23 protein-coding genes, 1 tRNA gene and 1 riboswitch are annotated in these 24,682 nt (G+C 33.7%); of the genes, 5 read left to right on the forward strand and 19 right to left on the reverse strand.

Translation table 11 applies throughout. From position 1 onward, the window contains the following. Nucleotides 1–28: 28 nt before the first annotated feature. Nucleotides 29–1,291: an MFS transporter gene (locus QE109_RS13345; protein WP_281095037.1), complete on the reverse strand. Its 1,263-nt coding sequence runs from the start codon at nucleotides 1,289–1,291 to the stop codon at nucleotides 29–31. Between the two features lie 150 nt (nucleotides 1,292–1,441). Here QE109_RS13345 and QE109_RS13350 point away from each other — a divergent pair, with 150 nt between their 5' ends. Next, a complete protein-coding gene (locus QE109_RS13350) occupies nucleotides 1,442–1,942 on the forward strand; it encodes a GAF domain-containing protein (RefSeq protein WP_281095038.1) in 501 nt (166 codons plus the stop codon). Between the two features lie 106 nt (nucleotides 1,943–2,048). Here QE109_RS13350 and QE109_RS13355 read toward each other — a convergent pair whose 3' ends face one another. The 15 genes from QE109_RS13355 to QE109_RS13425 all read right to left on the reverse strand — a co-directional run bounded on the left by QE109_RS13355 (nucleotide 2,049) and on the right by QE109_RS13425 (nucleotide 18,171). Beyond that, nucleotides 2,049–3,020, reverse strand: coding sequence for a polyprenyl synthetase family protein (locus tag QE109_RS13355; protein ID WP_281095039.1), 972 nt, complete (start codon nucleotides 3,018–3,020; stop codon nucleotides 2,049–2,051). Nucleotides 3,021–3,038: 18 nt separating this feature from the next. Next, nucleotides 3,039–3,578, reverse strand: coding sequence for a Gx transporter family protein (locus QE109_RS13360; protein ID WP_281095040.1), 540 nt, complete (start codon nucleotides 3,576–3,578; stop codon nucleotides 3,039–3,041). A 30-nt stretch (nucleotides 3,579–3,608) separates the two neighbouring features. Then, nucleotides 3,609–3,992, reverse strand: coding sequence for a NusG domain II-containing protein (locus tag QE109_RS13365; protein WP_281095041.1), 384 nt, complete (start codon nucleotides 3,990–3,992; stop codon nucleotides 3,609–3,611). Nucleotides 3,993–4,113: 121 nt separating this feature from the next. Continuing rightward, nucleotides 4,114–5,892: an FAD-dependent oxidoreductase gene (locus QE109_RS13370; protein WP_281095042.1), complete on the reverse strand. Its 1,779-nt coding sequence runs from the start codon at nucleotides 5,890–5,892 to the stop codon at nucleotides 4,114–4,116. Nucleotides 5,893–6,024: 132 nt separating this feature from the next. Continuing rightward, nucleotides 6,025–7,740, reverse strand: a complete 1,716-nt coding sequence (locus QE109_RS13375) for a proline--tRNA ligase (protein ID WP_281095043.1) — start codon at nucleotides 7,738–7,740, stop codon at nucleotides 6,025–6,027. 145 nt (nucleotides 7,741–7,885) lie between these two features. Continuing rightward, on the reverse strand, nucleotides 7,886–9,268 hold the full coding sequence (locus QE109_RS13380) for a cobyrinate a,c-diamide synthase (protein ID WP_281095044.1): 1,383 nt from the start codon (nucleotides 9,266–9,268) through the stop codon (nucleotides 7,886–7,888). 46 nt (nucleotides 9,269–9,314) lie between these two features. After that, a complete protein-coding gene (cobS, locus tag QE109_RS13385; protein ID WP_281095045.1) occupies nucleotides 9,315–10,046 on the reverse strand; it encodes an adenosylcobinamide-GDP ribazoletransferase in 732 nt (243 codons plus the stop codon). A gap of 33 nt (nucleotides 10,047–10,079) precedes the next feature. Further along, entirely contained in the window at nucleotides 10,080–10,640 is a 561-nt protein-coding gene (gene cobU / locus QE109_RS13390) for a bifunctional adenosylcobinamide kinase/adenosylcobinamide-phosphate guanylyltransferase (RefSeq protein ID WP_281095046.1), read from the reverse strand. Between the two features lie 19 nt (nucleotides 10,641–10,659). Next, nucleotides 10,660–11,418 carry an ABC transporter ATP-binding protein gene (locus tag QE109_RS13395; protein WP_281095047.1) on the reverse strand — a complete coding sequence of 253 codons (759 nt, stop codon included), beginning with the start codon at nucleotides 11,416–11,418 and terminating at the stop codon, nucleotides 10,660–10,662. A gap of 50 nt (nucleotides 11,419–11,468) precedes the next feature. Continuing rightward, nucleotides 11,469–12,500, reverse strand: coding sequence for a FecCD family ABC transporter permease (locus tag QE109_RS13400; RefSeq protein ID WP_281095048.1), 1,032 nt, complete (start codon nucleotides 12,498–12,500; stop codon nucleotides 11,469–11,471). 8 nt (nucleotides 12,501–12,508) lie between these two features. Beyond that, complete coding sequence (locus QE109_RS13405; RefSeq protein ID WP_281095049.1) at nucleotides 12,509–13,765, reverse strand: helical backbone metal receptor; 1,257 nt, start codon at nucleotides 13,763–13,765, stop codon at nucleotides 12,509–12,511. Further along, complete coding sequence (locus QE109_RS13410) at nucleotides 13,758–14,813, reverse strand: pyridoxal phosphate-dependent aminotransferase (RefSeq protein WP_281095050.1); 1,056 nt, start codon at nucleotides 14,811–14,813, stop codon at nucleotides 13,758–13,760. The genes QE109_RS13405 and QE109_RS13410 overlap by 8 nt, the downstream gene beginning before the upstream one ends. Next, entirely contained in the window at nucleotides 14,810–15,763 is a 954-nt protein-coding gene (gene cbiB / locus QE109_RS13415) for an adenosylcobinamide-phosphate synthase CbiB (protein WP_281095051.1), read from the reverse strand. The genes QE109_RS13410 and cbiB overlap by 4 nt, the downstream gene beginning before the upstream one ends. A 1-nt stretch (nucleotide 15,764) precedes the next feature. After that, the gene (locus QE109_RS13420; RefSeq protein ID WP_281095052.1) at nucleotides 15,765–17,267 is read right to left on the reverse strand and encodes a cobyric acid synthase; all 1,503 of its coding nucleotides are present in this window, start codon (nucleotides 17,265–17,267) and stop codon (nucleotides 15,765–15,767) included. Between the two features lie 136 nt (nucleotides 17,268–17,403). Then, nucleotides 17,404–17,583: riboswitch (cobalamin riboswitch) on the reverse strand. A 123-nt stretch (nucleotides 17,584–17,706) separates the two neighbouring features. Then, nucleotides 17,707–18,171, reverse strand: a complete 465-nt coding sequence (locus tag QE109_RS13425) for a peroxiredoxin (protein WP_281095053.1) — start codon at nucleotides 18,169–18,171, stop codon at nucleotides 17,707–17,709. A gap of 222 nt (nucleotides 18,172–18,393) precedes the next feature. On the opposite strand from QE109_RS13425, the gene QE109_RS13430 reads away from it, so the two are divergent. From QE109_RS13430 to QE109_RS13445, 4 genes are read left to right on the forward strand one after another with little or no spacing between them, the layout of a single operon-like run. Continuing rightward, entirely contained in the window at nucleotides 18,394–18,846 is a 453-nt protein-coding gene (locus QE109_RS13430) for an ACT domain-containing protein (protein WP_281095054.1), read from the forward strand. Between the two features lie 9 nt (nucleotides 18,847–18,855). Next, nucleotides 18,856–20,106 carry a homoserine dehydrogenase gene (locus QE109_RS13435; protein ID WP_281095055.1) on the forward strand — a complete coding sequence of 417 codons (1,251 nt, stop codon included), beginning with the start codon at nucleotides 18,856–18,858 and terminating at the stop codon, nucleotides 20,104–20,106. 12 nt (nucleotides 20,107–20,118) lie between these two features. Further along, nucleotides 20,119–21,018 (forward strand): homoserine kinase, encoded by a 900-nt coding sequence (gene thrB / locus QE109_RS13440; protein WP_281095056.1) that lies wholly within the window; start codon nucleotides 20,119–20,121, stop codon nucleotides 21,016–21,018. A gap of 6 nt (nucleotides 21,019–21,024) precedes the next feature. Then, entirely contained in the window at nucleotides 21,025–22,242 is a 1,218-nt protein-coding gene (locus tag QE109_RS13445) for an aspartate kinase (protein WP_281095057.1), read from the forward strand. Nucleotides 22,243–22,348: 106 nt separating this feature from the next. On the opposite strand, the gene QE109_RS13450 is transcribed toward QE109_RS13445, so the two are convergent. From QE109_RS13450 to QE109_RS13460, 3 genes are all read right to left on the reverse strand, one after another. Then, a complete protein-coding gene (locus QE109_RS13450; RefSeq protein WP_281095058.1) occupies nucleotides 22,349–23,305 on the reverse strand; it encodes an aminoglycoside phosphotransferase family protein in 957 nt (318 codons plus the stop codon). Between the two features lie 86 nt (nucleotides 23,306–23,391). Beyond that, complete coding sequence (locus tag QE109_RS13455) at nucleotides 23,392–24,516, reverse strand: AI-2E family transporter (RefSeq protein ID WP_281095059.1); 1,125 nt, start codon at nucleotides 24,514–24,516, stop codon at nucleotides 23,392–23,394. 91 nt (nucleotides 24,517–24,607) lie between these two features. Next, nucleotides 24,608–24,682: transfer RNA gene (locus QE109_RS13460), tRNA-Gly, on the reverse strand.

Raw genomic sequence — 24,682 nt, forward strand, 5'->3', positions numbered from 1 at the left:
TTTGTATTATGAAATCATTAGTTTAATCTTATATTACACTGCTACTTTGAGTACTCTTTTTATCTACATTCTTAAATGTATTGTAAAGGATAATTGTACCAATTAAATAACAGCTTATTGTAAAGTAATAAGGTGTATTATAGCTAAAGTTAAACATCAATATACCACCAATATAGATTCCAATAGATCTAAACAAATTATTGGTTAAGCTCACCATACTACTCATATAAGTTCTTGTTTGATCGTCAACTATTTCCATTGCTAAACTTCCTATAATAGGACTCGCCATATTCATCAATGAACTCCTAAAGAAAAAAGAAATTGTGATAATCACGATACCTTGAGGAAATGAAATGGAAAACAAAAATGGAATTGATAATAATTGACATGCTAATACAGTATTTACCCTACCTAATCTTTTAGCAAGAGGTGGTACAATCAACCCACCTATAACAGTCCCTACTTGGCTAATTGCCATTATCGTCCCTACTACACCATCGTCAGCATCCAATGCGTATTTTAAATACATACTGAAAAAGGGTACAATCATTCCAGCACCAAGTCCTATAAGCGAAACCTGAACCAAATAGAGCATTGTTTTGCCAGTAACTAACTTTTTATAGCCTCTAAAAATATTAGCAAAAGATTCATACAAAGATTGTTCTCTTTGACAACTTTCCATTTGATGTCCTTTAAACCTTAACGCGATAAGTATAGCAACAAAGATTAGTGAAGTTGCACCATTAAGAACTATTCGGTTTGCAAAAACAGCACCACTCGATTGAGTCAAGTATTGTGATAAATGTCCTAAAACTAAACTACCCGTGACAAACGCAACATTTTGAAGTACGAAAGCCATGCTAAAAGCAGTAACGCGATGCTCTTCAGGTGTATTATCATATATAATTGGTGCTTGAAGAATCATCAAAGTAGAATTTCCAATGCCAAATGTAAAAGCAAAGACCTCCATTATTAAAGGAATCTGAATATTCAAGACAATTAAATTACTTACCACCATCAAGAGTAGTCCTGTGATCAAGGTTGTTTTCTTATTCAACCGCTCCGCAAAGATAGCAACAGGCACAGCACCCAGGGCAACACCTAACGTGTTAATCGACAATATTCTTCCAACAAAAGCTTCATTAAAACCAATATTCTTTAGATAAATCCCGAAAAGTACATTGTAAGCTGAGCTTACAACTGTTGCAAAAAATATGATCCCCATGTATAGTTTTACATTTCTAGAGATATTTTTAAAAAAATCATAATAAACATTTAAAGCTGCTCTCATATCATCACCAAGCATTATTATACCATATATTTCGGCTTTCGAAATATAAATTTAGCTTTACGAAATATTATATTTTTTTTATAAAAATATAATTGTTCAACCTAAAAATTTCAGATATACTTAAATAATAATATCCCATAGGAGGCAATTATGGCATGTATGTATCCTGCAACAAGTAGTTCACCAGAAATATTATATCCTTACATTGAAAAAGAACTTATCAAACTTTTAGGGTCAGAAACCAATTGGATTTCAAACGCTGCAAATGCAGCTTCAACATTAGGTTTTCTAATGCCCATGCTGAATTGGGCTGGTTTTTATCTATACGATGGTTCTGAGCTTATTTTAGGACCATTTTGGGGTAAACCTGCTGTTACGAGAATCCAGATTGGAAAAGGCGTTTGTGGTGATAGTGCAAAGCTGAGAAAGACTATTGTCGTAGAAGATGTCCATCAGTATCCTGGTCATATTGCTTGTGATTTATTCTCTAATAGTGAAATCGTTATACCACTTGTAAAAAACAATCAATTAATTGGTGTTCTTGATATTGATAGCCCAGAAATTGGAAGATTTCAAGAAGATGATCGGATTGCACTAGAAAAAATAGCTACTATTATGTTAGACCATATCGACTTTCCAACTATAGTTTAATTTCAACTTTTTCGCGCACATAATTTTAAACTAATCATAAAAAATAGCGATTACAATTGAGAAATTCATTCTCAATGTAATCGCTATTTTTATCATAATACAATTATTAATATTTTCTATCTAAAAGTGCTTTTGCTAAACTTTCAAGTGCTTCTTTATAATTGCCCTCTGGCAAACTATCAATTCTCTTAAATGCTCTCTTAGTATATTTTCTTGCTAAGACTCTAGCTTTTTCGATTCCATTGTTCTTCTCAACGAGTTTCATCAATTCTGCTTCTGAATGGTTTAAAACTTTCTCAGACTCGCCTTGAAACGCATATATTACAGGTAATGTATAATATCCCTTTTTCAAATCATTTCGAGTAGATTTACCCACTAGTTCTTGATCATCTGAATAATCTAAAATATCATCAATAATCTGAAATGCAACGCCAAGTTCATACCCTATTTTGCCTAATTGCTTTGATAAACCCTCCGAGCAATTACTCTCAGAAGCACCTGCATACATACTTACTGCAAACAAAGCTGCTGTTTTACCAGATACAACTCTTAAATAGTTTTTAACTGTCATATACTTGAATTTGCTATGAAATTGCAACAACTCACTTTCACATATAAGTTCAATGGCTTTTGCAAGCTTAATCATGTGATCTGCATCATACTCTTTACCATTTAACATACTTAATGACTTAGATAGTAGATAATCACCTGCATACACTGCCATATCTTTTCCATATTTGCTCTGAGTGCTTTCCTTATTTCTTCTAAGCTTTGAATCATCAATGATATCATCATGTATTAGAGTAGCCATATGAAGCATCTCAATAGAAGCCGCCAGTTTAACAACTTTTTCAGAATCATACTCTCCAAAATGAGCAGATAAAATTGTCAAAGTTGGCCTGAGCATTTTTCCATTGAGATCAATAACATCATTTACAATTTCTTTAATTCCTGAAAACTTTGATTTTGAAAAGTGTTGGATCGTTTGTCTCACTTTTTCAAGCTCTACTTGAAGCGCTTGCTGTATTTCAGGAGTTACATGATTTAGTTGTACAGTAAGTGCCATATAATTCTCCATTATGTTATCTCCTGCAAGTTAACGTATAAAATTAACCCTTTCGAGATAACCAATTAATATTTTTGCTACAGCACCAACAAAAATACCTGTTGGTACGGCAACTATTAACAAAATAGGTAAATAAGTAAATATCAAGACGTTATGAATCATTATCGCAGCGACAAACAATTGCCCCATATTATGCGCAACTGCACCAGCAACACTAACGCCCATCAAACTTATTTCACCTTTAAATACTTTTAAAATTGCAGCCATCACCAACAGACTTAGTACCCCTCCGGAAAAACTATACAAAAAACTAGATAAAGAACCAAAGGTTGTAGCCGTTAAAATAACCCGTAACAATACAACTGCAGTTGCTTGCTTAAAAGTTAAAATATAAATTGCTGCAAGTGTAATAATATTTGCTAGTCCCAGTTTAGCTCCAGGAGCAAAAAAAGGAATCGGTAACATACTTTCAATAAAAGAAAGGATCATGCCTTGTGCAACAAGGACAGATATAAAAACCAACATTCTTGTTTTTGAAGCAGTTTTTTTTGATTTGGTGTTCTCATTCATGGCAACTCCTATTAGTCAAAGGCAATTCTGTTAATCAGCAATATCATCTAATACATCATCTACTGCTTGATCTGAGAAAATTTCTACTGTCACTTTATGTGGCAAACAAACGATGATTTCACCGTTATTAGAAATCGACTGTGTTTTTACGCAAATCTGATCACGGCAATCAGCATCGATCATACTTACTAACCCATCTTTTATTTGAATAACATTTCTCTCACCATCTTCTTCATAAACATAAGTTTCATCTGTTTTTTCAGTAAACGGATAAGATTGGATCACGACACCATCATGCTTGATTAAAACTTGCAATTCTGACTGGTCATTGCTTTGAACCATCTTCATAGCAAAAAGTGCAATTAAACCAACTATTAGAATTATCCCCATGAGAATAACATCATTTTTTTTCATTATTACCTTCTTTGTATAAATCATTTAAAAATCGTATCTGCAAAGCAGATACGATTTTATATTTTTAAGTCACAATCTCATTGTGATTAAATCTGCGCACCCGAGGTACATAGATTATTATTTAGTGGAAATATAAATATGACTTTCTAGCTAGTGGTGTTTTTTTCCACCATTTTTTTAGCCATGGAAGAACGTAGTAATCCATACCAAATGCGCTTCCTGATCCGCCAATTACAGCAATACCTGCAAAGAAGAACCACAAGATAGAAGCATCAGACATACCTGTAAGCGTAATACCCACTGTCATAATCGTTGTCATGATACCAGCGATAAATGTGAAAAGACCACCAATTAACATTAAACCAAAGATGATTTCCATAAAGACCATACCAGTTTGGAATAAAACAGCATGTGGAGCGATGATATTGTCAATTCCCCACTGAACAACACCTGGAACTGTTTCGATTAAAGGTTTAACTGCTGTAGTTCCCTCTTCAACCCATTCAGATGCCTGTGTAACTGCATCTGATGCATACATTTTAGCTTCTACTAACCAACCTTCATCAATTTTGTTGATTCCTTCGATTAGCCACATAACACCAAGGAACATACGTAGTGGTAACATCCAGAAGTTTGGAGATGCTTTCGCGAAATGACCACCAAATACTGATCTTCTGTTTTTAATACGGAAAAATTCATTCATAACATACTCAGATAATTGAGCAAGACCACTTACTAAGAATAAGTAGTAGAAGTTAACCATATGCTTAACCATAACAGCAAAGAAACCGTTAAATTTAAGACCATTATTATCAGATACTGCATATTTAGAACCAATTGATACCATGAAACCATGGTAATTTTGTTTGTGTTCATGCATTTCAGTTTTATTGATTAAAGCACCAATATTTACTGCTGCAGTATGACCTGATTGCTCAGCTGCTTCAACGATTTGTGGTAAGAAACCATCTTTATCTTCGTAGTGCGTGTTATCACCAGCCATAAATACATTTTCATACTTTAATGTTTGCATGTATTTATTAACAAGTACTCTTCCACCACGACCAGCTTCTAAACCAAGTTTTCCAATGAAGTTGCTAACTTTTATACCAGCACCCCATACAAGTGTTTTAGTTTTAATAAAACGGCCATCTTTTAATTCGAAACCATCTTCAGTTGCTTTAACAAGTGCCGCATTCTTAAGAAGTTCAATGCCCAATTTCTTATATCTGTTTTCTACTTTAGCAATTTGTTTTTCATCTTTTAATGTATTGAGAATTCTTGGAGTAGCTTCGATGTTGTAGATTGTAACTTCTTTCTTATCAACACCATATTTTACAGCTAAATGATCTTTAGCTTCACCAAGTTCACCAACCATCTCAACGCCAGTGAAACCACCACCAACAACTGCGAAAGTTAATAATTGTTTTCTAACTGCTTCGTCTTCTTCAATCGCAGCAAGTTGGAACATTTTTTCAACATGTGCTCTTAACTTAACAGCATCTTCATAAGACCATAAAGTAAATGCATGCTCATCAACACCTTCGATGCCAAATGAGTTTGAATCAGATCCGCATGCTAAAACCAAGTAATCAAACTTGTATGTTTTTTTATCCGAAACTAATTTTTTACCTTCTAAATCCACATTTGTAATTGAGTCTGTTACAACTTTAACTTTTCTACCCGCAAAAATTGTTCTAAGATCAATTTGGATTGCATCAGGTTCAGTACGATGACCAGCTACTTCATGTAACTCAGTCATAAGTGTGTGGTAAGGTTTTTTGTCGATTAGTGTAATTTCTACAGAATCGTCATTTTTGAAAATCTTGTGAAGTTTCTTGCCCGCAGCAACGCCAGCATAACCACCGCCAAGAATCAAAATTTGTTTCTTTTCAGCCATAGTATCCCTCTTTCTATAATTTCTATAATTCCTCTTTAATATTATACCAAAAACCATATAAATAGAAATAAAAAATTAAATAAAACTAAAGATTTTATACAATTAATTTTATTTCACCCATTTTTTATTTATTTATAGGTTATTGATTAACATACTCACTTTTGAAACAACTTCCTCAAATTGCACTTCTTCTTTAACACAATCTTCACGCTTTGAAAACTCTACTTTTCCTTCATCAATTGCTTTCCCAACAGTAACTCTTAGCGGAATTCCAATCAAATCTGCATCCGTAAATTTAACCCCTGCTCTTTCATTTCTATCATCAATCATTACTGAAATACCCTTTTTCTGTAATGACTCATAAAGCTCAAAGGCTTTTTGTGTTTGAAGTTCGTTTTTGATGTTAACGATAGTAATCAAAACTTTATAAGGCGCAATCGCCATAGGCCATATAATCCCTTTTTCATCATAGCATTGCTCAACAACTGCTGAAACACATCTAGAAATTCCAATACCATATGATCCCATAATAAAATGCTTTGCTTTTCCATCTTTATCTAAGAAAGTGGCATTCATCGCTTTTGAATACTTATCACCAAGTTGGAATATATTGCCAACTTCAGTTCCGCGGTCAATAGACAAAGGACTATTACAATTTGGACAACTATCGTTTGCTTCAACTTGAACTAAATCAGCTCCAATTTTATAAAGATTTGACTCTAAATTTACATTTATTAAGTGATAATCTTTTTTGTTGGCGCCACATATTGCATTTTTAATATCAAAAACTCTTTGATCTGCAATTATTTCAACGTTTTCTTTCAATCCAATTGGACCTGCAAAGCCAAGTAAAGAACCTGCTAAAGGATAAATCTCGTCTTCTGCTAACATGAGTAATTCATCTTCAGAAACATCTACAAGTTTTGATAATTTTACTAAACTCAATTGTCTATTACCAGGAATCATAACAGCAAAAATACGGCTATCATCTTCTTTTTTTAATAGTAGCGTTTTGATGAATTGAGATGCATCAATTTTGAAAAATGCTTCAAGTTCTTCAATTGTTTTTATATTTGGCGTGTGTACTTCTTCACAAGGTAAAACTTGAGTATCAGAACTCGACATCTTAAAATTTGCAGGTGCAACTTCATCAGTTGCTGCAAAATCACAGTGGTCACAATAAGCAATTGTACTTTCGCCACTTGGTGTTATTGCAATATATTCATGTGAGATACTCCCACCCATGTTTCCTGAATCACCTAACACAACTTTGTATTTGAATCCCATTCTATCAAACGCTTTAGTATATGCAGTTGCCATGTTAGCATATGACTTTTCCATGCCTTCAACATCTGTATCGAAAGTATAAGCATCTTTCATGATGAATTCTCTCGCTCTAACAAGTCCAAATCTTGGACGTCTTTCATCTCTATACTTCGTCTGTATTTGATATAAGTTGAGTGGTAGCTGTTTATATGATTTAAGTTCGTTGTTAATCATAAAGGTAAAATACTCTTCATGCGTAGGTCCAAGACAAAACTCGCGATCATGTCGATCTTTGAGTTTAAACATCTCAGGACCAAAATTTTCCCACCTATTGCTTGCATCCCATATTTCTCTTGGTTGAATCGCACTCATCAAAACTTCTTGTGCACCATGTGCATCCATCTCTTCCCTTACGATTTGTTCGATGTTTTTCATTACTCTAAAACCAAGTGGTAAGAAAGAATAAACACCAGAAACCAACTTACGGATCATACCTGAACGTAACAAGAGTTGTGCACTCATGATATCTGCATCACTAGGAACTTCACGTAAAGTAGGCATATATAAATTTGACATCTTCATAAATTCACCTCAAATTAAAATTACTGCTCAATTAATAATAATATAGGAAAAAACATATAAATACAATACCAATTGTGCATGAACATCGATTCTCCACTAAATAAATAGAAAAGCAAACTATATCACTTGCTTTTCTAACTCTAAATCATATTTTTCCCTTTAAAAAAAACTGCATCAAGTAATCTACAAAATTAAGATTACTATAAAAATGTGTGTGTAAATAAGTACCCATGGTGTTGTTTTTCATATAACCACAAAGATGTATTCCTTTTTTTCCCTTAAGCGTAATCATAGTTTTCACGTCATCTTTCATTTCAACATAAGAATGATGAAATTCATGACCACGTATATTTACATCATCAGCAAAAGTGTGAAAATCTTTAAAAATTGCTTCAACATGCCCAAAATTTTGTAGGCTCTTGGTCATAATCGCTCTACCACCTAGTATACCCGTCATTTTATAAGAGCAATCATTATACTCAAGATGATCCGTTAAATACATCAAGCCACCACATTCAGCATATACCGAGCCACCATTTAATGCAAATTTATAGAGGCTTTCTTTCATTTGAATATTCGCTTCTATCTCTTTGGCAAACAACTCTGGATAACCTCCACCGAGTAGAACACCGTCAATTCCGTCAGGTAACTTCGCATCCTTAACTGGAGAATAACAAACTATCTTAACACCAATTTCTTCGAGGAGTTTAAGGTTTTCATCATAATAAAATGAAAATGCTAAATCTTTTGCAACTCCTAATGTTAAACCATTATTTTTTTTGATCAAATTACTTAACTCTTTTATTTTATCTTCATAAAATTGGAATTTTGTTTCTACAACATGGGTTTTGTTTGTGAAATCAGATATTATTGAATCCACATCTACTGTCGCTTCTATCAAATTCGACATTTTTTCAATCTTAGTTTCTATAGTACTATCCTCGCATGCTTGAACTAATCCTAAATGCCTACTTTCAAGTTCAATACTTTGATCCGGTTTGATATAGCCATAGCATTTGATATTTGTATGTGTTTCTACTGCACTTTTCAATAGATTATAGTGATGAGCTGATTTGATTCGATTGAATATTACCCCTTTGATCTGCGTAGGTGTTTCAAAAGATATGAGTCCTTTTACGATTGCCGCTGCTGTTAAAGCCATACTACTGCCGTCCATCACTACCATCACAGGGACATCTAATACCTTTGCTAAATGTGCTGAACTACCGATTATATTGTCTGTTGAGTGTCCATCATAATAGCCCATAACACCTTCAATTACGCTTATATCATATTGCTCGGACCTTTTTTGATATAGATATCTCAAAGCGTCATCAGGAACCATCCAAGTTGGAAGGTTATATGATGATTCTCTTGTTGCTAATCTATGAAACATTGGATCGATATAATCAGGACCTGATTTAAAACCAGCTACTTTCATCCCTCTTTGAGTAAGTGCTCGCATCAACCCTATGGTTAATGTTGTTTTTCCTGCACCACTAGAGACTCCTGCAATCATTATTCCCATAAGTACTCCTCATATTAAAAAATAGGCAGTTTGCTCAATTGTTTTATTAAATAAATATATAACCCACTGTTATAAAGGTGATTTGAGTGACCTCTATCACCATCCCTATCGTATCTCCGGTTTGTCCTTCTATTACGCTTTTAAAAACGCGAAGTAACAAAAGCATCATTAAAAACGAAATTGTTAGTGCTATAATACCACTGATTGAAAGCAGCATCATCACAATACTGACCATTAGAATTAGATGAACTACTGCATGTTTTAAATTAAGCTTGCTTATAAAAAGAAACCCCATCCCCTCATCTTTTCTAGCATAATTTGAAATACTTGCTGATATGACGCCAAATGTTTTACCTATATAAGGCATTAAGAGCAGCCATTTCCAGTTGAGATGTCCTGCAAGGTTTGAGAATATTAAAAAATATAAAATTAAAGCGATCACGCCAAATGTTCCAATATGTGAGTCTTTCATAATTTCCAAAACACGCTCTTTTTTGCGATTACTAAATAACCCATCTGAACTATCTGCGAGCCCATCTAAGTGAATTCCTCCTGTTATTATCAAATACATTAATATCAATAAAATTCCCTTAACACTCTGATCGAAGCTATTGATTAATGTGACAGGAACTAAAAAAGCGCCAATGACTAATCCAATAAAAGGAAACCATTTTAGACCATTGAGGTATTTTTCTTCAGTATATTCGATTTTATTTCCTATAGGGATTCTTGTAAAAAATGAAATCATTAGTAAAAAGCCGTTAAAATTATTCTTCACTTATTTACCCCTTTTGTATTGTTTTTCGCCAAATTATTTTAACTTAAGTGGGATACCTACTGCAACGAAAGTAACTTCATCAGCAGCACTAGCAACATGACGGTTAACTCTTCCAGCAATATCTCTAAAATAACTCCCTAATTTATAAGCTGGAACAAGGCCCATCCCCACCTCGTTTGTCACTATAATCAATGATTTATTACTTTTTCTTGCAATATTTATGAGTTCATCAATCTCAGAGATCACAACTTGCTCAATCTCATATAGCTTTTCTTTAGAGATTGCATCATAATCTTGATGTTCTTCAAACATTAGATTCGTCGTCATAACGGTTAGACAATCAAGAAGAAGCATATCAGCCTCTAAAAATTCTCGTTGACTTGTTATCGCTTGAAAATCACGGTATCTCTCAATAGTGTGCCAAAATTGAGGGCGATCTAATTTATGTTTTTCAATTCTATTTGCCATATCAGTATCCGTCACGACTGCAGTTGCCAGATACACTACTTTTTCAGTTTGATTTTTTGCACACTCTTCTGCAAAGCTTGATTTACCACTTCTTGCTCCACCTACAACTAAGTGTATCTTACTCATGTAGTCCTCACTCTCACAATTAAATTGGATGAATCATTGGATATGAATTAGAAACAATTTCTACATCGATATCATATACCTCTTTTATATTTTGTACTGTAATCACTTCTTCAGGAGTTCCTATTTTATAAACTTGACCGTTTTTCATCATAATGATTACTTTTGAAAAACGACTTGCCAAGTTAATATCGTGAAGTGTCGTAAACACTGTTAGATTTTGTGATTGGTTTAAATCCCTGCACAGTTTCAAAATTTCCATCTGATATTTAATATCTAGATGTGAAATAGGTTCATCTAGTAGCAAAACCTCTGGCTCTTGTGTCAAAGCTCTAGCAATCATTACACGCTGCCTTTCACCTCCACTTATAGATAATAAAGTTTTATCTTTTAGATGATATGTTTGTGTTTGTTGCATAGATTTTACAGCTATGTCAAGATCCGTGGTATTTTCGTTTTGGAATCGTTTGAGATAAGGGTATCTTCCCATTAACACCACTTCCCCGACGTTAAAGTCAAAATCAGAATTCGCGCCCTGATGTACAACAGCGACCTTTTGTGCCAGCTGTTTAGGCTTAAAACCTTCTAAAGGCATCTGCTCTAATTCAATTTTACCAGAACCAGGATCAAGCAATTTGCACATATTCTTAAGAAGTGTTGTTTTTCCTGAACCGTTGGGTCCAATCACGCTAACAAAGCTTCCTTTATCAATATTAAAAGTAACTTTCTTGAGCACTTCTTCTTTACCATAGCTAAAATCTATTTGATCAATCTGATACATAGCTTCCACCCTTCTCTCTCCATGCTATAAACACTTAGGATACTTATAACTTATATAAACTTACGTTTATGTCTTTGTAGTAGCATTAGGAAAAATGGACCTCCAATTATTGAAGTGATAATTCCCACTGGAATTTCCATGTTTCCCAACAAACTTCTAGCCATTGTATCGCATATGACCATGAAAAGACCACCACCTATAAATGATACTGGTAATAAGATTCTGTGATCTGATCCAAATATCATTCTAAATAAATGAGGTACAATTAATCCAACAAAACCAATTATACCACTTACGGAAACCGAAAGCGCTGCTAGCATTGAGGCTACAACTAAGGTACCTTTCTTTATCAGTTCTACATTAACCCCAATATTTTTTGCATCATTCTCACTTATGGCTAACGTATTTAGTTCTCTAGATAAACTAAGCATGTAGGCAACACCGACAAACATGGGAATCAAGAATAACTTTACATGGTCCCAAGACGATGCATTAAAGCTTCCCATGGTCCAAGTCACAATCTTGTCTATATCATTATGATTGAGCAGCATTACAAATGAAATAACTGATGACAATATCGCATTCACTACTATTCCAGCAAGTAAGATACCAGTTGTTGATACACGTCCCCCCACCTTAGAAAGTTGATATACAAGTAGCATCGTTGAAAAAGCACCTACAAACGCCATGATGGAGACCATACCAAGTCCAGCTATGCTGATACCAAATCCAAATATGATCCCCATAGTAGCGCCAAATGCCGCCCCCGATGACACGCCCATCACATAAGGGTCAGCCATAGGATTTTTAAATACAGCCTGGAAAACAGTACCTATAATTGATAAGACACCACCCACTAAAATAGACAAAATAATTCTCGGAAGTCTCACCTGGTTTACTATAAAGATATATGAAGGTTTAATTTGATCAGCATCTTTGCTATGAATTATAATTTTAACGACCTGTGACACAGGAATTTTAACTGATCCCTGTGTCACTGCAAAAATTGCTATCATTATTAAAAATACAACCAGTATGATGATTTTCACGCTGTTTGCCTTTCGTTTCTTTGTATATTCCATGACTTCTCCTAGAATCTAAGTTGATGCTTAAACTGAGGGTACAATTTTTCAATAATTGTTTTCATGCTGTAATCCATAACTCTAGGTCCTGGAATTGAAAAGACATCTGTGTTAACAACTACAAATTGATTTTTATTAATTGCAGAAAGACTCGAATAATTGTTACTTTCTTTCATTGTTTTATAGGAATAATCTGCGCCAATAAGGTAATCTGGATTTTTTTCAATTAACTTTTCCAGTGTGTATGACCATTTATCAACATCGGTTGCAACGTTGACACAACCAGCACTTACTAAAATTTCATGAATGAAAGTTTGTTTACCCGCAGTAAATTCGCTCTTACCAGTTCCTACAACATAATAGATTTTTTTACGTTCTGCAGTAGGTATTTGTTTCATGATATTATTAACTCGATCTTCTTTTGCTTTCATCGATGAGATAACTGCTCTTGATTCATAAGTGTGATTTGTCAATTTTCCAAGTTGTTCTATTAAAATATAGATTTCATTAATTTTTGCTGGAGAGGCTTGCGTCAACGTAGAAATTTTAGCTTTAGAAAGCGCAGTCATTACATCTTCATTCATATGTGTTGCAGCAATAACTGTATCAGGTTCAAGATCAATTATAGTCTCTAAATCAGGCTCATAAAGTGTGCCTACTACAGTAACTTTGCTTGTCTCTTCGGGATAATTACAGTATTTGGTTCTACCTACTACCATGTCACCTGCACCTATAGCAAACAAAATTTCAGTTATTGAAGGGGCTAAAGACACAATTCTTTTTGCTGGCTTCGTAAATCTGTAACTCGCTGTATCATCATGAATCGTAATTGGAAAAACAAAATTTCCATTGTATTTCAGCGTGATTTCTTTTGTAGAGTAGCTATAGCCAACAGTATAATTCAAAGTTTCAAAGATAAACTTCAAAGGTACATAAGCAACATTATTTTTTATATAAGCTTCACCATCTATGGTCATCTTTGCATCATTAACTTTGACAGAATTTGAACCATTCGTAAATTCAAAAGTAACTGAGTTATTTGATATCTTGATGTTATTACCTGTAATTACCGTTTTTAATGAATATGACTTTAGAGATTCTGATGATATAAAAGTTCTACCATAGATTTGCTGTGTGACGACTTTACCACTCACGCCATCTTTGTTTAGTGTACCAGCAAAGCTAGGTGAATACATTACGCTAGAAAATAGCATGATCACCGTAAGTAATAGTGCCATTTTTTTCTTAATAATTTTGTTAATCATTTAGTGCCTCCCTTAAAATTTTTATCAAATTGCTATTTTGCTTTCGATTCATTATTGCCAATCTAAAGTATCGATTACCAAGACCTTTAAAATCAGTACATTTTCTTAGGTGTATGCCACTATATATCATTTTTTCATAAAAGTCTTTTGACTTATCCTCTGGAATTTTAATCAAAATAAAGTTTGCTTCATTTTGATATACACTCAAATTCTTAATGCTTTTGAGTTCCTCTTGCATATATTCTGATTCAGCCAAACACCACTTTTGTAAATTTAAAACAAAATCTTGTTGTTCCATAAAATATGGAATACTCATAAGTGCAAAATGATTCAGTGCCCAGGGATCTCTAGCATTTGTTATTTTCTCAATCACTTTCATAGTTCCAAATATATAGCCAATCCTGAGTCCAGGAACACGATAAGTTTTAGTCATTGATCTAATGATGACTATATTGTATCGATTTATTAAATTTTTCATCGCTTCTTGATGACCTTTGTGTGCTTTAAACTCTATAAACGATTCATCAATCACTAGTACAAATGATTTATAATCAACTTGCCTTAGTATTTGCTCAAGTTTTACCGCACTTATTAAATGACCAGTGGGATTATTGGGATTACAGATAAACAATGCTTCTAATTGATTTTGATTGATTTCAGCAGCTATCACTTCCGCTTGTAAATCAAATGTATCGCTTTCTTCAATCAATGCAATAGGATGTATTAAAGTTCCCTCTTGCTTGAGTGCTCGCTCATATTCTGTAAATGTTGGTTCTAAAATTCCTACTTTCCCAAATCGATTTGATCTACTAATCAGATAAATTAAATCTGTTGCGCCATTACCTAGAACCACTTGTCTAGGATCAATGTCAAGTATAGAAGCAACACAATTTCGAGCTGTAACGCCATCGATCTCCGGATAATCAACCAATTGATCAATTGAGCGAATCAACAAGTCTCTATATGTTTCTTCAAATGGAATTGATGGTATATTTACACTGAAATCCATCACACCACTTTGCTTTAGTTGTCCACCATGAAAATTCATAAACTCCCCTTAGCTATAAGATATATTAAACTCCCCATTGTTGTGAAGATCCACATAGAAGCAAACATAATTTGTGTCGTTTGCTCTATTTTCAGACTTGAAAGGTTATCTATTGCATCACCAATTGTAGGTTTTACTACTATATTTCCAAAGTAGTGATTGGTCCCGCCAATCTGAATATTTAAAAGTCCTGCTACAACTGATTCAGGATGTCCAGAATTAGGACTTTTGTGGTTTAAACGATCTCTTTTCAAAATCTTCATGCCGTTTTTTACATTTAGATTTAAAAAAAGACCAGAAACTAGCATGACCAAAGCGCCTAATCGCGCGGGTATAAAATTGAGAAAATCATCAAATTTTGCAGATGCAAACCCTATTTCTTTGTAGGGCTCATGTATATAACCTACCATGGAATCTAAAGTATTCACAATTTTATAGATCATTGCAAACTCTACGGATAACCCCATGGGTAAACCAATCATCATCATAAATAAGGGTGCCAAAACACCATCTACTGAATTTTCTGCTACTGTCTCTATAACGCCCCTACTTACTTCATCTTTACTTAAGTTTTGGGTATCTCTTCCTACAAGATAGGACAATTGTAGACGGGCTAATACTATGTCATCTTCTTCTATTGCCTTTGCTACCTTTTTAGCTTCAATTGATAAGCATCTTGAAGCCAAAGATGTAAAAAGGATATAGATGGAGATTATATTAAAAAGTATAGAAGGCAAAATAGCACTCAAGATTTCAAAAGGAATCAGCACACTTAGTATAGACCCTATAAGCAAAAGGTATCCACCTAACTTCAAATTCTGAATATGTGCTCTTATGAACTTTTCTAAAACAGCTATTAGCCTTCCGTAAAACCTAACTGGATGCGGCCAATTAGGAGGATCACCAATTAATCGGTCAAGTATGACTGCTAAAACAATATTTAATGCCATATTAACCCCTTGATTCATTTAAAATCTTTAATAACAACGGCATATTGATATGCGCTTCCACGTGTTTTGCCAAGCGGTTATATTCTGAGTCTTTTAATTCCTCGAAATCTACACTTTCATCAGATGTTTTAAATCCTTTTTTTGTTCGTATGTTATTAAGCACTGTATGCCTGAAATTATCATTATCAAAAATACCATGAAAGTATGTTCCAAGTACCGAACCATCAGCTGAGATCCCACCATCGTGTTCATTTTTATCAGTACTCATAAAAGGTCTAACCGAATCACTTAAATGAGATGTAATGCCCATGTGAATTTCATATCCGCTTAGTTTCATGCCTTCTAACTCTATGTTAAAGAAATTACTTAATACATTACCACTAGCTTGTCTAGTTGTTTTTTCCTCGGACATCGTTGTATGAACATCTAACAAACCAAGACCATTAATCTTAATCTCTTTTGATTCAACACCAAAAGTATCTTCAATTGTTTGACCAAGAATCTGATAGCCACCACAAATTCCAATAATCGGCGTTCCTTTCCTATGTGCTCTATATATAGCTTGATTCATACCCGATTCGCTGACATAACGCATATCATGGATCGTGTTTTTACTACCTGGAATGACGATTAAGTCACAAGTTTCTAGCGCCAATGGTTCAGTAATATATTCTAAATTTACATCCTTTTCTAAATCAAAAACCGTGAAGTCTGTAAAATTTGACATATATGGTAGTTTTACAACCCCAACTTTAATTGCGTTATTTGATTTCGCAGTAAATCTATCAGTTACACTGTCTTCATCATCAACTTTAAGATCTTGAATAAATGGAATAACGCCTAAACAAGGTCTATCAATTAATTCTTCAAGCATTTCAACACCTGACATTAATAGCGAAACATCTCCTCTAAACTTATTGATTAAAAAACCTTTAACCCTTTTTTGTTCTTCCTTACTTAACAATAAAAAAGTGCCATATAAAGATGCAAATACACCACCTTTATCTACATCTCCGATTAAAATCACGTCTGTATCAACAATTTCAGCAAGTCCCATATTGACAATATCTCTACTTCTTAAGTTGATCTCAGCTGGTGATCCTGCGCCTTCAATAACAATCGTTTCAAACAGACTTTCTAATTTTTCAAACGCAACTTTAATATGGGGGATCAAATAATCTTTTGCAGAAAAATATTTCATCGCTTCCATGTTCTTAAACACTTCACCATTTAAAATTACTTGACTTCCGATGTCACTGGTTGGTTTTAGTAATATTGGATTCATCTCAACCATAGGGTTTACTCTTGCCGCTTCGGCTTGAACCACTTGAGCTCTTCCCATTTCTTTTCCGTCTTCAGTAATAAAAGAGTTTAGCGACATATTTTGAGATTTAAATGGCGCGACTACGACACCCTGATTATTTAATATTCGACATACTGCAGCTACGATGATACTTTTACCTACAGATGATCCTGTACCTTGAAACATAATCTTCTTTGACATTTTATCCCCCATAAAATCGTAATATCTATTTGGTGATACGTTTTTTTGCAAATAAAAAAGCACACGTGGAAAACGTGTGCCAGACTATACATATAGATATGAAAATCCGATTCACTCAACTTCCCACCGAAGTTTTGGAAAAACATAAATCAAGGCAGGTTTCCTGGCTCATAGTTCATCTTACTTTCCAATCCTTCCCGAAATAATCAGTGGACAACTTGGATTTCATCACTATATACAGTAGCGGGGGCTGCAGAGGATTTTAACCTCTTTCCCTCTTAGCTTTTGACTAAGCACCTTAATTTGTATTCAATTCTTCCTCATTATAACTTTGCAAAACGACATTGTCAATAGTTAGACAATTAAAGATAAAAATAAATTTACTGTGTCACCTACTATATATAGTATTAAGTGTAATTATTATCTCAACATATGCGAACTAGTTACTAGGCGTAAAATCCTCTAAGAAATCGAGTACAGCTTTTGCATGTCCAATTGCTTTGACATCTCTAAACTCTTTTACTAATTTTAGTCCCTCACAAAATACAAATGTTGACCTTACTGTTCCTTTCACTGCTTTCCCATACATTTTCTTGTCTTTTATTACATTGAATTGTTCTAGTAAAACTTTCTCTACGTCGCTGATCAATGTATACGGCAAAGAGAACTTTTCTTTAAACTTCTCGTGTGAACCAATAGTATCTTTACTTATGCCATATACATGAAATCCTAATGCTCTAAAATCATCATAAAGTTCCGCAAATTCTAAAGCCTCAGTGGTACATGCAGAGGTATTGTCTTTTGGATAAAAATATAACACAAAATTTTGTTTCATTAGGCTTTCTATTGTAACCTCTTTCCCACCAGTTGTTGGTAATTTAAAGTCTTTACTCAAATAATTCATTTATTGGTCCTCCTCAAGTTATTGCAAATTTCAAGAAATTCTGATCATAAAATATATGGTCTAACTTATCTAAATTTAATATGAATATCATTATTATACCCATGTTCTTTAAAAAAAACATTATTTTTAGCTGTTTTACGGTTGAAAGCCTATACGTACTATGCTATAATCCTCCTAACACTTCGCGAACACTTGTCCGCGATAGAGAGACATGGAGGGAATATGGAAAAAGGTAATTTTCTTATGATTCATATTGATGTGTTACCTGAAGTTTTCGTGAAAGTTGTTGAAGCGAAGGAACTTTTGCATAGCGGCCAAGCCGCTTCAGTTGCTGAAGCTGTTAAAATTGTAGGCATCAGCAGAAGCACCTTTTATAAATACAGTGAATATGTATTTACACTTGCAGATGGTTTTTTGGGTAAAAAAGCAACCATATCGATGACTTTAGATCACCATTCAGGCATATTATCAAAAATACTTGAAACAGTCGCAATCAACAAAGGAAATATTTTGACAATTAGTCAGAGTACTCCTATTGATCATAAAGCAAATGTTACAATTACATTAGATATAACTGAGATGTCTACAACTTTCGCAGCGCTTACGCAAGAACTTCAAAACATTGAAGGTGTCCATAGATTTAATCTTGACGCAATAGAATCTACAGAACAATAGGGGGAATTCATGAAAATTTTGTTATTAGGATATGGCGTTGTTGGATCCGGTGTATATGAACTGATCCAACAAAATAAACTACGCTTCAAAGAAGAATATGAACATGATGTGGAAATCGTTGGGATACTAGTTAGCAAACTTGAGAAATACAATCAGCTTCCTCATTCCCATTTGTTTTCTAATGATTTTGATAGACTTAGCCAGTACGCTTATGATGTTGCAATTGAAACAATTGGCGGTATAGAGCCTGCATTTACTTACGTCTCTCAAATTCTTTCAAAGGGGAAACCCGTCATCACTTCCAATAAAGATCTAATTGCTGAAAAAGGTGGTGTACTACATGCTATTGCTGCTGAAAAAGGTGTTCAGCTTAGTTATGAAGCCAGCGTCGGTGGTGGAATCCCGGTTTTAAAGCCATTGCGTGAATGCCTTGGCGGTGATCAAATTAACGAGATCATGGGAATCATCAATGGAACTACTAACTTTATACTTACAAAAATGAATCAAGAGGGTTTAAGTTACGAAATCGCTTTAAAACAAGCTCAAGAGCAAGGCTTTGCTGAAGCAGATCCTACATCTGATGTAGAAGGATTTGATGCAGTGAGGAAAATTTCGATTTTAACGAAACTTGGCATGAAAGTCGATCTTGATTGGAAAACTATCCCCGTTCAAGGTATTACACATATACTTGCAAGTGATGTACATTATTTCAATGCAACTGATAATGTTGTAAAACTTATGGGAATATCCAAAGTTTATCCTGAAGGTATTTATACTGTTGTTAGACCCATTATATTAGAAAAACACTCTAAATTTGCCTCTATTAATAATGAATTCAATGCAATCAGTGTAACTGGAGACGCCGTTGGAGAACTGTTTTTTTCAGGAAAAGGTGCCGGCAAAAATCCTACAGCAACTGCTGTTATTGGAGATTTAGTTGATTTACTACAAAATAAAAAGTATAAAGTCAATCGACATTTATCAAAAGGAAAATTAATCACGCTTTATCCTGACAAAGCTAATTGGACCATCAGCGTTCATTCTGATCTTATGACAGCTGCTTTAAGAGATGAAATACTCGAAAACCCTCAGTTTAAATTACTAGGAATAAAGGAATTAACAATTGAATCTATCACTACCTCCAAAACACTTGATTTTGATCACTACTTTATTCAATTTCATGATTTATCCGAACAACAATTGATAGATCATAAAAATAGGCTTTTATTAAATACTGAAAATCATTACATTCATTTATAGATCGGAGTTTTTATGGTGAAAATTAAAGTCCCCGCAACCACTGCAAATATTGGTCCCGGTTTTGATACATTGGGACTTGCGCTTAATCTATTTCAAACTATTACCATAGAAAAAAAAGAGTCCAAAGAGAAAGAAATTATTTGGCCAGATGAAGTGCTTGTTTCCAATCAAGAGAACTTGGTCATTAAAGCACTGGAGCATGCACTGGCTTTAAAAAATCAAAGTGATCTTGGTTATACGTTAACGATGCTATCCACTGAAATTCCTATTTCTCGAGGATTGGGCAGTTCTGCAGCTGCTATTGTTTCAGGACTCTATGCAGCTAATTATTTGCTAGGCTATGTTTTTAGTCAACAAGAGCTCATAAATATTGCAACTGCTTTAGAAGGTCACCCAGACAATGTCACCCCGGCAATATTAGGCAACCTAGTAATAGCGAGTTCAATTCATAATGAAGTGATTCATGCGAGTGTCCCCTTTCCAAATGATTTAGAATTGGTGGTTTTAGTTCCAAATTTTAAACTTAACACCTCTGAATCAAGAGAAATTCTTCCGAAAACATATACTAAAGAACAATGTGTTAGCAACATTTCAAGAGTTTCACTCTTAATTCACTCTCTGCTAACAAAAGATTATACACATTTAAAAATAGCTCTTAATGACTTTATTCATCAGCCTTATCGTTTTACAATAATTGATGACAGTCAGCTCCTGATTGATGAACTTGTAGCGTCTCAAGCTTATGGTTATTTTTTAAGTGGCGCAGGTCCAACTATTATTGCAATAATTGATAAAGGATTAATAGGCTTTCAGAAGTCAATTAACATTTTAGATAAGGGATTCCAACATCATTGGCAGATTCTAACTATTGACGTAAATAAAAGTGGTGCAATTGTAGAAGTGATAAAGTGAGGCAATATGAATATAATCGTACAAAAATTTGGTGGAACATCTGTTGGAACAATTGAGCGCATAAAAAACGTTGCAAAGCGGGCCATAGAAACAAAACAAAATGGGTTTGATACCGTCATAGTAGTATCTGCTATGGGAGATACTACGGATCGTCTCATTTCACTCGCAAAAGCTGTAAATCTTACCCCTCCCAAAAGAGAGCTTGATATGTTACTTTCAACAGGAGAGCAAACTACTATTGCGTTGCTTGCTATGGCTATTGACGGAATGGGGTATAAAGCGGTATCATTAACAGGATATCAATGTGGTATAATAACAAATGACTATTATTCTAAGGCTAAAATTGACTCGATTGATCCGAAACGAATAAAAGATGAACTAGAAGAGGATAAAATAGTAATTATAGCTGGCTTTCAAGGTGCATCATTATCCCATGACATAACAACATTAGGACGTGGTGGTTCCGATACTACAGCAGTTGCTTTAGCAGTTGCATTGGAGGCAAAAAAATGCGAAATATATACTGATGTATTAGGCATCTACACATCAGATCCACGCCTTGTTTCTACTGCAAAATTACTTAAAACAATTAGTTATGATGAACTTTTAGAGATGGCTATGCTTGGAGCCGGCGTCATGCATCCTCGCTCTGTCGAGTTAGCTCGAAAAAATAATATGCCGCTTATCGTTAGATCAGCTTTTGATTATAATAACGTTGGTACAGAAATTATTGAGGTGAAAGAAATGGAAAAAGCACAAGTTAGAGGTGTAACATTAGACGAAGATATTGTGAGAATTTCAGTTCCTAACGTGCCAGATAAACCAGGAATAGCATATAAGCTCTTTTCTTCATTGATTAACTTAAACGTCCATATTGACATGATTTTACAGAACTTAAACCACGACGGTTTTAATGATATCTCATTTACAGTTCCTATTGACGACTTTGATACGATTCTTCCTACTATTGAAGCTTTTGTTGAAGAAGTTGGCGCATCTCCTATTTTAGTTAAGAAAGATGTTGCAAAATTATCTATTGTTGGGACAGGTATCACTTCAGATGTAAAAATTGCTTCAGGTTTGTTTGGAAAGATATATGAGCTAGGGATCAATATAGAGATGATTTCTACTTCAGAAATAAAAATTTCATGCATCATTAGTCAATCTCAGTCAAAACAAGCACTCGATGAAGTTCACAAGTACTTTGAGTTGAACGGTTTATAATATTAACAAGGAATTTTCAATAAAAAGAACATGTTTCTTTAATTCACTTAAGAGTTGAGAAACATGTTCTTTTTATTTTTTTGCTGACTATTTATTTAGACTTAACTCATTTCTTATAATATAGTTCTTCCAATAGAGGATCAATTCGCTCTAGCTCTTTTAAATAAGCTAACGTACTTTCAAAATAGTTTTTAGAAACATCTAATGACCAACTGCAAATATCAATTCCAGTTTTATATAAATTGAATCTAAGTTCTAAATTAAAAGTATCATCTACAGGTAAAACTTCTTCGTATCCCTTAAAAAAATGAGCAATCAATTTCGGTTCTTTCAAGAAATAACGTCTATAAAACCCTATGATATCCATATATTCATTGTTAATAACGGTTTTCTCAAAATCTAAAAAGCCATTAAGTTGCATTCCCTTCTCTGGAGAGATTTTAATCAAAATATTTCGTCCGTCTAAATCTCGATGTGTATACCTTCCAAACTTTAACTCGCGAATATTGACAAATTCATTTCTCAATTTTTCAATTGAATTTGAAATTGTATCAATTTCATGTAAATTTTGTTTGTGCAAATTATCAATTAATCGTTCACAATCGTCGACAACAAACGTATGATATTGACTCAATAAACTCTGTTTATCCTTTTGGACATCACCAAAATAATCAAAGGTCGTTATATTATGAAGTTTTGCTGTTCGTTTACCAATTTCATAAAAAATATATCTTAGTTGATCAAGATCTAAATCATCATAAATTTGATCTAAAAGCCACCCATCAAGAAAATTATAGATCATCCATTCTATTCCATCATCAGTTATACCATAATTTACGATCTTTAACTCATTGAATTCTTCAATAATAGGCACGGCATTTATTTCACGTACTCTTTTATTGGGCTTATAATAAAACTTAATAATGTAGTGACTATTCTCTAGTACCACTTTATACACCAAATTTCGTTTCAGTTCATGATTACCACATGGTGAGATATCAATAATTCTTTCAGAAAAATGCTTTGCAAAAATCTTTTTAACATCTTCTTGTCTTTCTTTCATAACTGCCACCTTACTTACTGTTTTAGACATGATTGAACTATTTTGTATATACCCGTATATGTTTAAGATATCTAAATAATAATTAATTAATGATCCTTTGATACAGCTAATCTATTATTAACTTCAGTTCGGACGACAGTATAAAGTACTGCCATTAAAGGTACACCTAACAGCATCCCCAAAACACCAAATAAACCGCCCCCTACAGTAATCGCAAGGAATACCCAAAAACCACCGATTCCAATTGCATCTCCGACAACTTTAGGATAGATAATATTGCCTTCAAGCTGCTGCAGTATCACAATAAAAATCAAGAAAAAGAGTGCTTTAGAAGGACTTTCCATTGCAATAATTAAGATTGAAGGAACTGTACCTATAAAAGCGCCTACGAACGGAATTAGGCTAGTTACAGCTATTAATACGCTTACTAAAGGCGCATATGGAATTTTGAATACTAACAAACCAATAAAGCATAAAGTTCCTAAAATAAAGGCTTCCGTTATTTGTCCACCTACAAACTTTGAAAAAATAAGATTTACGTTTTCCATTAAATTTGCTAAGTAATTTGCTGGTTTTTTAGGAATGAAAGCTCTATTCATTTTACTTATAATATTAATAAACTTTTCTTTTGATGCCAAGATATAAATTGAAAAAATAATCCCCATTAAAGTCGTAAGTGCACCAGTTGTAATGCTAATTGTTACACCTACTGCTTTCAACAAAGTTTCTGCCGTAAAAGATGAAAGACCGATTAATAGATCTTTTGAACTTGAGAATACTTGATTCATAATATCATCAGTAAGCCCTAATTCTTCATATAACTCTGTAGCATACTTTGCAATCTTGTCACTATATTCAGGGAGTTTATCAATTAGAGTTTTTGAACTTTCAGCAACTTGTGGAAACACAAAAATAATGATTACAGCAAAAATAAGTATAGTAATTAGATAAGTTGACACCATACTCACAAATCTCAAATGATTTTGCAGCCATTTGTTATTTTTAAACATCTTTCTTTTCATAAATAGATTCTTTTCAAATTTATTGAGCAATAGGTTAAGTATAAAGGCTATCCCAATTCCCATAATCAATGGCATTAATACAGATATAATCTTTGATATAAAACTAAGAACAATATTTAAATTTGATGCTCCTAAATATAATAAAACCGCGAATGTGATAATTGGAAAGTATTTTCTAAATTCAGCCATGTAATTACTCCTTATAATATGTCTAGATACTACTATTCTAATTAAATAAAAAAAACGAACATATGTCAATATGTTCGTTCATACTTTTTATTGGAGCGGAAGACGAGATTCGAACTCGCGACCCTCGCCTTGGCAAGGCGATGCTCTACCACTGAGCCACTTCCGC

The organism is Fusibacter bizertensis (genome assembly GCF_029914245.1).
Taxonomy (GTDB): Bacteria; Bacillota; Clostridia; order Peptostreptococcales; family Acidaminobacteraceae; genus Fusibacter_C; species Fusibacter_C bizertensis.

Bases quoted from the DNA above. Each gene is read 5' to 3' on its own strand.
- QE109_RS13345 (WP_281095037.1), bottom strand. From the start codon at position 1,291: ATGAGAGCAGCTTTAAATGTTTATTATGATTTTTTTAAAAATATCTCT.
- QE109_RS13350 (WP_281095038.1), top strand. From the start codon at position 1,442: ATGGCATGTATGTATCCTGCAACAAGTAGTTCACCAGAAATATTATAT.
- QE109_RS13355 (WP_281095039.1), bottom strand. From the start codon at position 3,020: ATGGAGAATTATATGGCACTTACTGTACAACTAAATCATGTAACTCCT.
- QE109_RS13360 (WP_281095040.1), bottom strand. From the start codon at position 3,578: ATGAATGAGAACACCAAATCAAAAAAAACTGCTTCAAAAACAAGAATG.
- QE109_RS13365 (WP_281095041.1), bottom strand. From the start codon at position 3,992: ATGAAAAAAAATGATGTTATTCTCATGGGGATAATTCTAATAGTTGGT.
- QE109_RS13370 (WP_281095042.1), bottom strand. From the start codon at position 5,892: ATGGCTGAAAAGAAACAAATTTTGATTCTTGGCGGTGGTTATGCTGGC.
- QE109_RS13375 (WP_281095043.1), bottom strand. From the start codon at position 7,740: ATGAAGATGTCAAATTTATATATGCCTACTTTACGTGAAGTTCCTAGT.
- QE109_RS13380 (WP_281095044.1), bottom strand. From the start codon at position 9,268: ATGGGAATAATGATTGCAGGAGTCTCTAGTGGTGCAGGAAAAACAACA.
- cobU (WP_281095046.1), bottom strand. From the start codon at position 10,640: ATGAGTAAGATACACTTAGTTGTAGGTGGAGCAAGAAGTGGTAAATCA.
- QE109_RS13395 (WP_281095047.1), bottom strand. From the start codon at position 11,418: ATGTATCAGATTGATCAAATAGATTTTAGCTATGGTAAAGAAGAAGTG.
- QE109_RS13400 (WP_281095048.1), bottom strand. From the start codon at position 12,500: ATGGAATATACAAAGAAACGAAAGGCAAACAGCGTGAAAATCATCATA.
- QE109_RS13405 (WP_281095049.1), bottom strand. From the start codon at position 13,765: ATGATTAACAAAATTATTAAGAAAAAAATGGCACTATTACTTACGGTG.
- QE109_RS13410 (WP_281095050.1), bottom strand. From the start codon at position 14,813: ATGAATTTTCATGGTGGACAACTAAAGCAAAGTGGTGTGATGGATTTC.
- cbiB (WP_281095051.1), bottom strand. From the start codon at position 15,763: ATGGCATTAAATATTGTTTTAGCAGTCATACTTGACCGATTAATTGGT.
- QE109_RS13420 (WP_281095052.1), bottom strand. From the start codon at position 17,267: ATGTCAAAGAAGATTATGTTTCAAGGTACAGGATCATCTGTAGGTAAA.
- QE109_RS13425 (WP_281095053.1), bottom strand. From the start codon at position 18,171: ATGAATTATTTGAGTAAAGACTTTAAATTACCAACAACTGGTGGGAAA.
- QE109_RS13430 (WP_281095054.1), top strand. From the start codon at position 18,394: ATGGAAAAAGGTAATTTTCTTATGATTCATATTGATGTGTTACCTGAA.
- QE109_RS13435 (WP_281095055.1), top strand. From the start codon at position 18,856: ATGAAAATTTTGTTATTAGGATATGGCGTTGTTGGATCCGGTGTATAT.
- thrB (WP_281095056.1), top strand. From the start codon at position 20,119: ATGGTGAAAATTAAAGTCCCCGCAACCACTGCAAATATTGGTCCCGGT.
- QE109_RS13445 (WP_281095057.1), top strand. From the start codon at position 21,025: ATGAATATAATCGTACAAAAATTTGGTGGAACATCTGTTGGAACAATT.
- QE109_RS13450 (WP_281095058.1), bottom strand. From the start codon at position 23,305: ATGAAAGAAAGACAAGAAGATGTTAAAAAGATTTTTGCAAAGCATTTT.
- QE109_RS13455 (WP_281095059.1), bottom strand. From the start codon at position 24,516: ATGGCTGAATTTAGAAAATACTTTCCAATTATCACATTCGCGGTTTTA.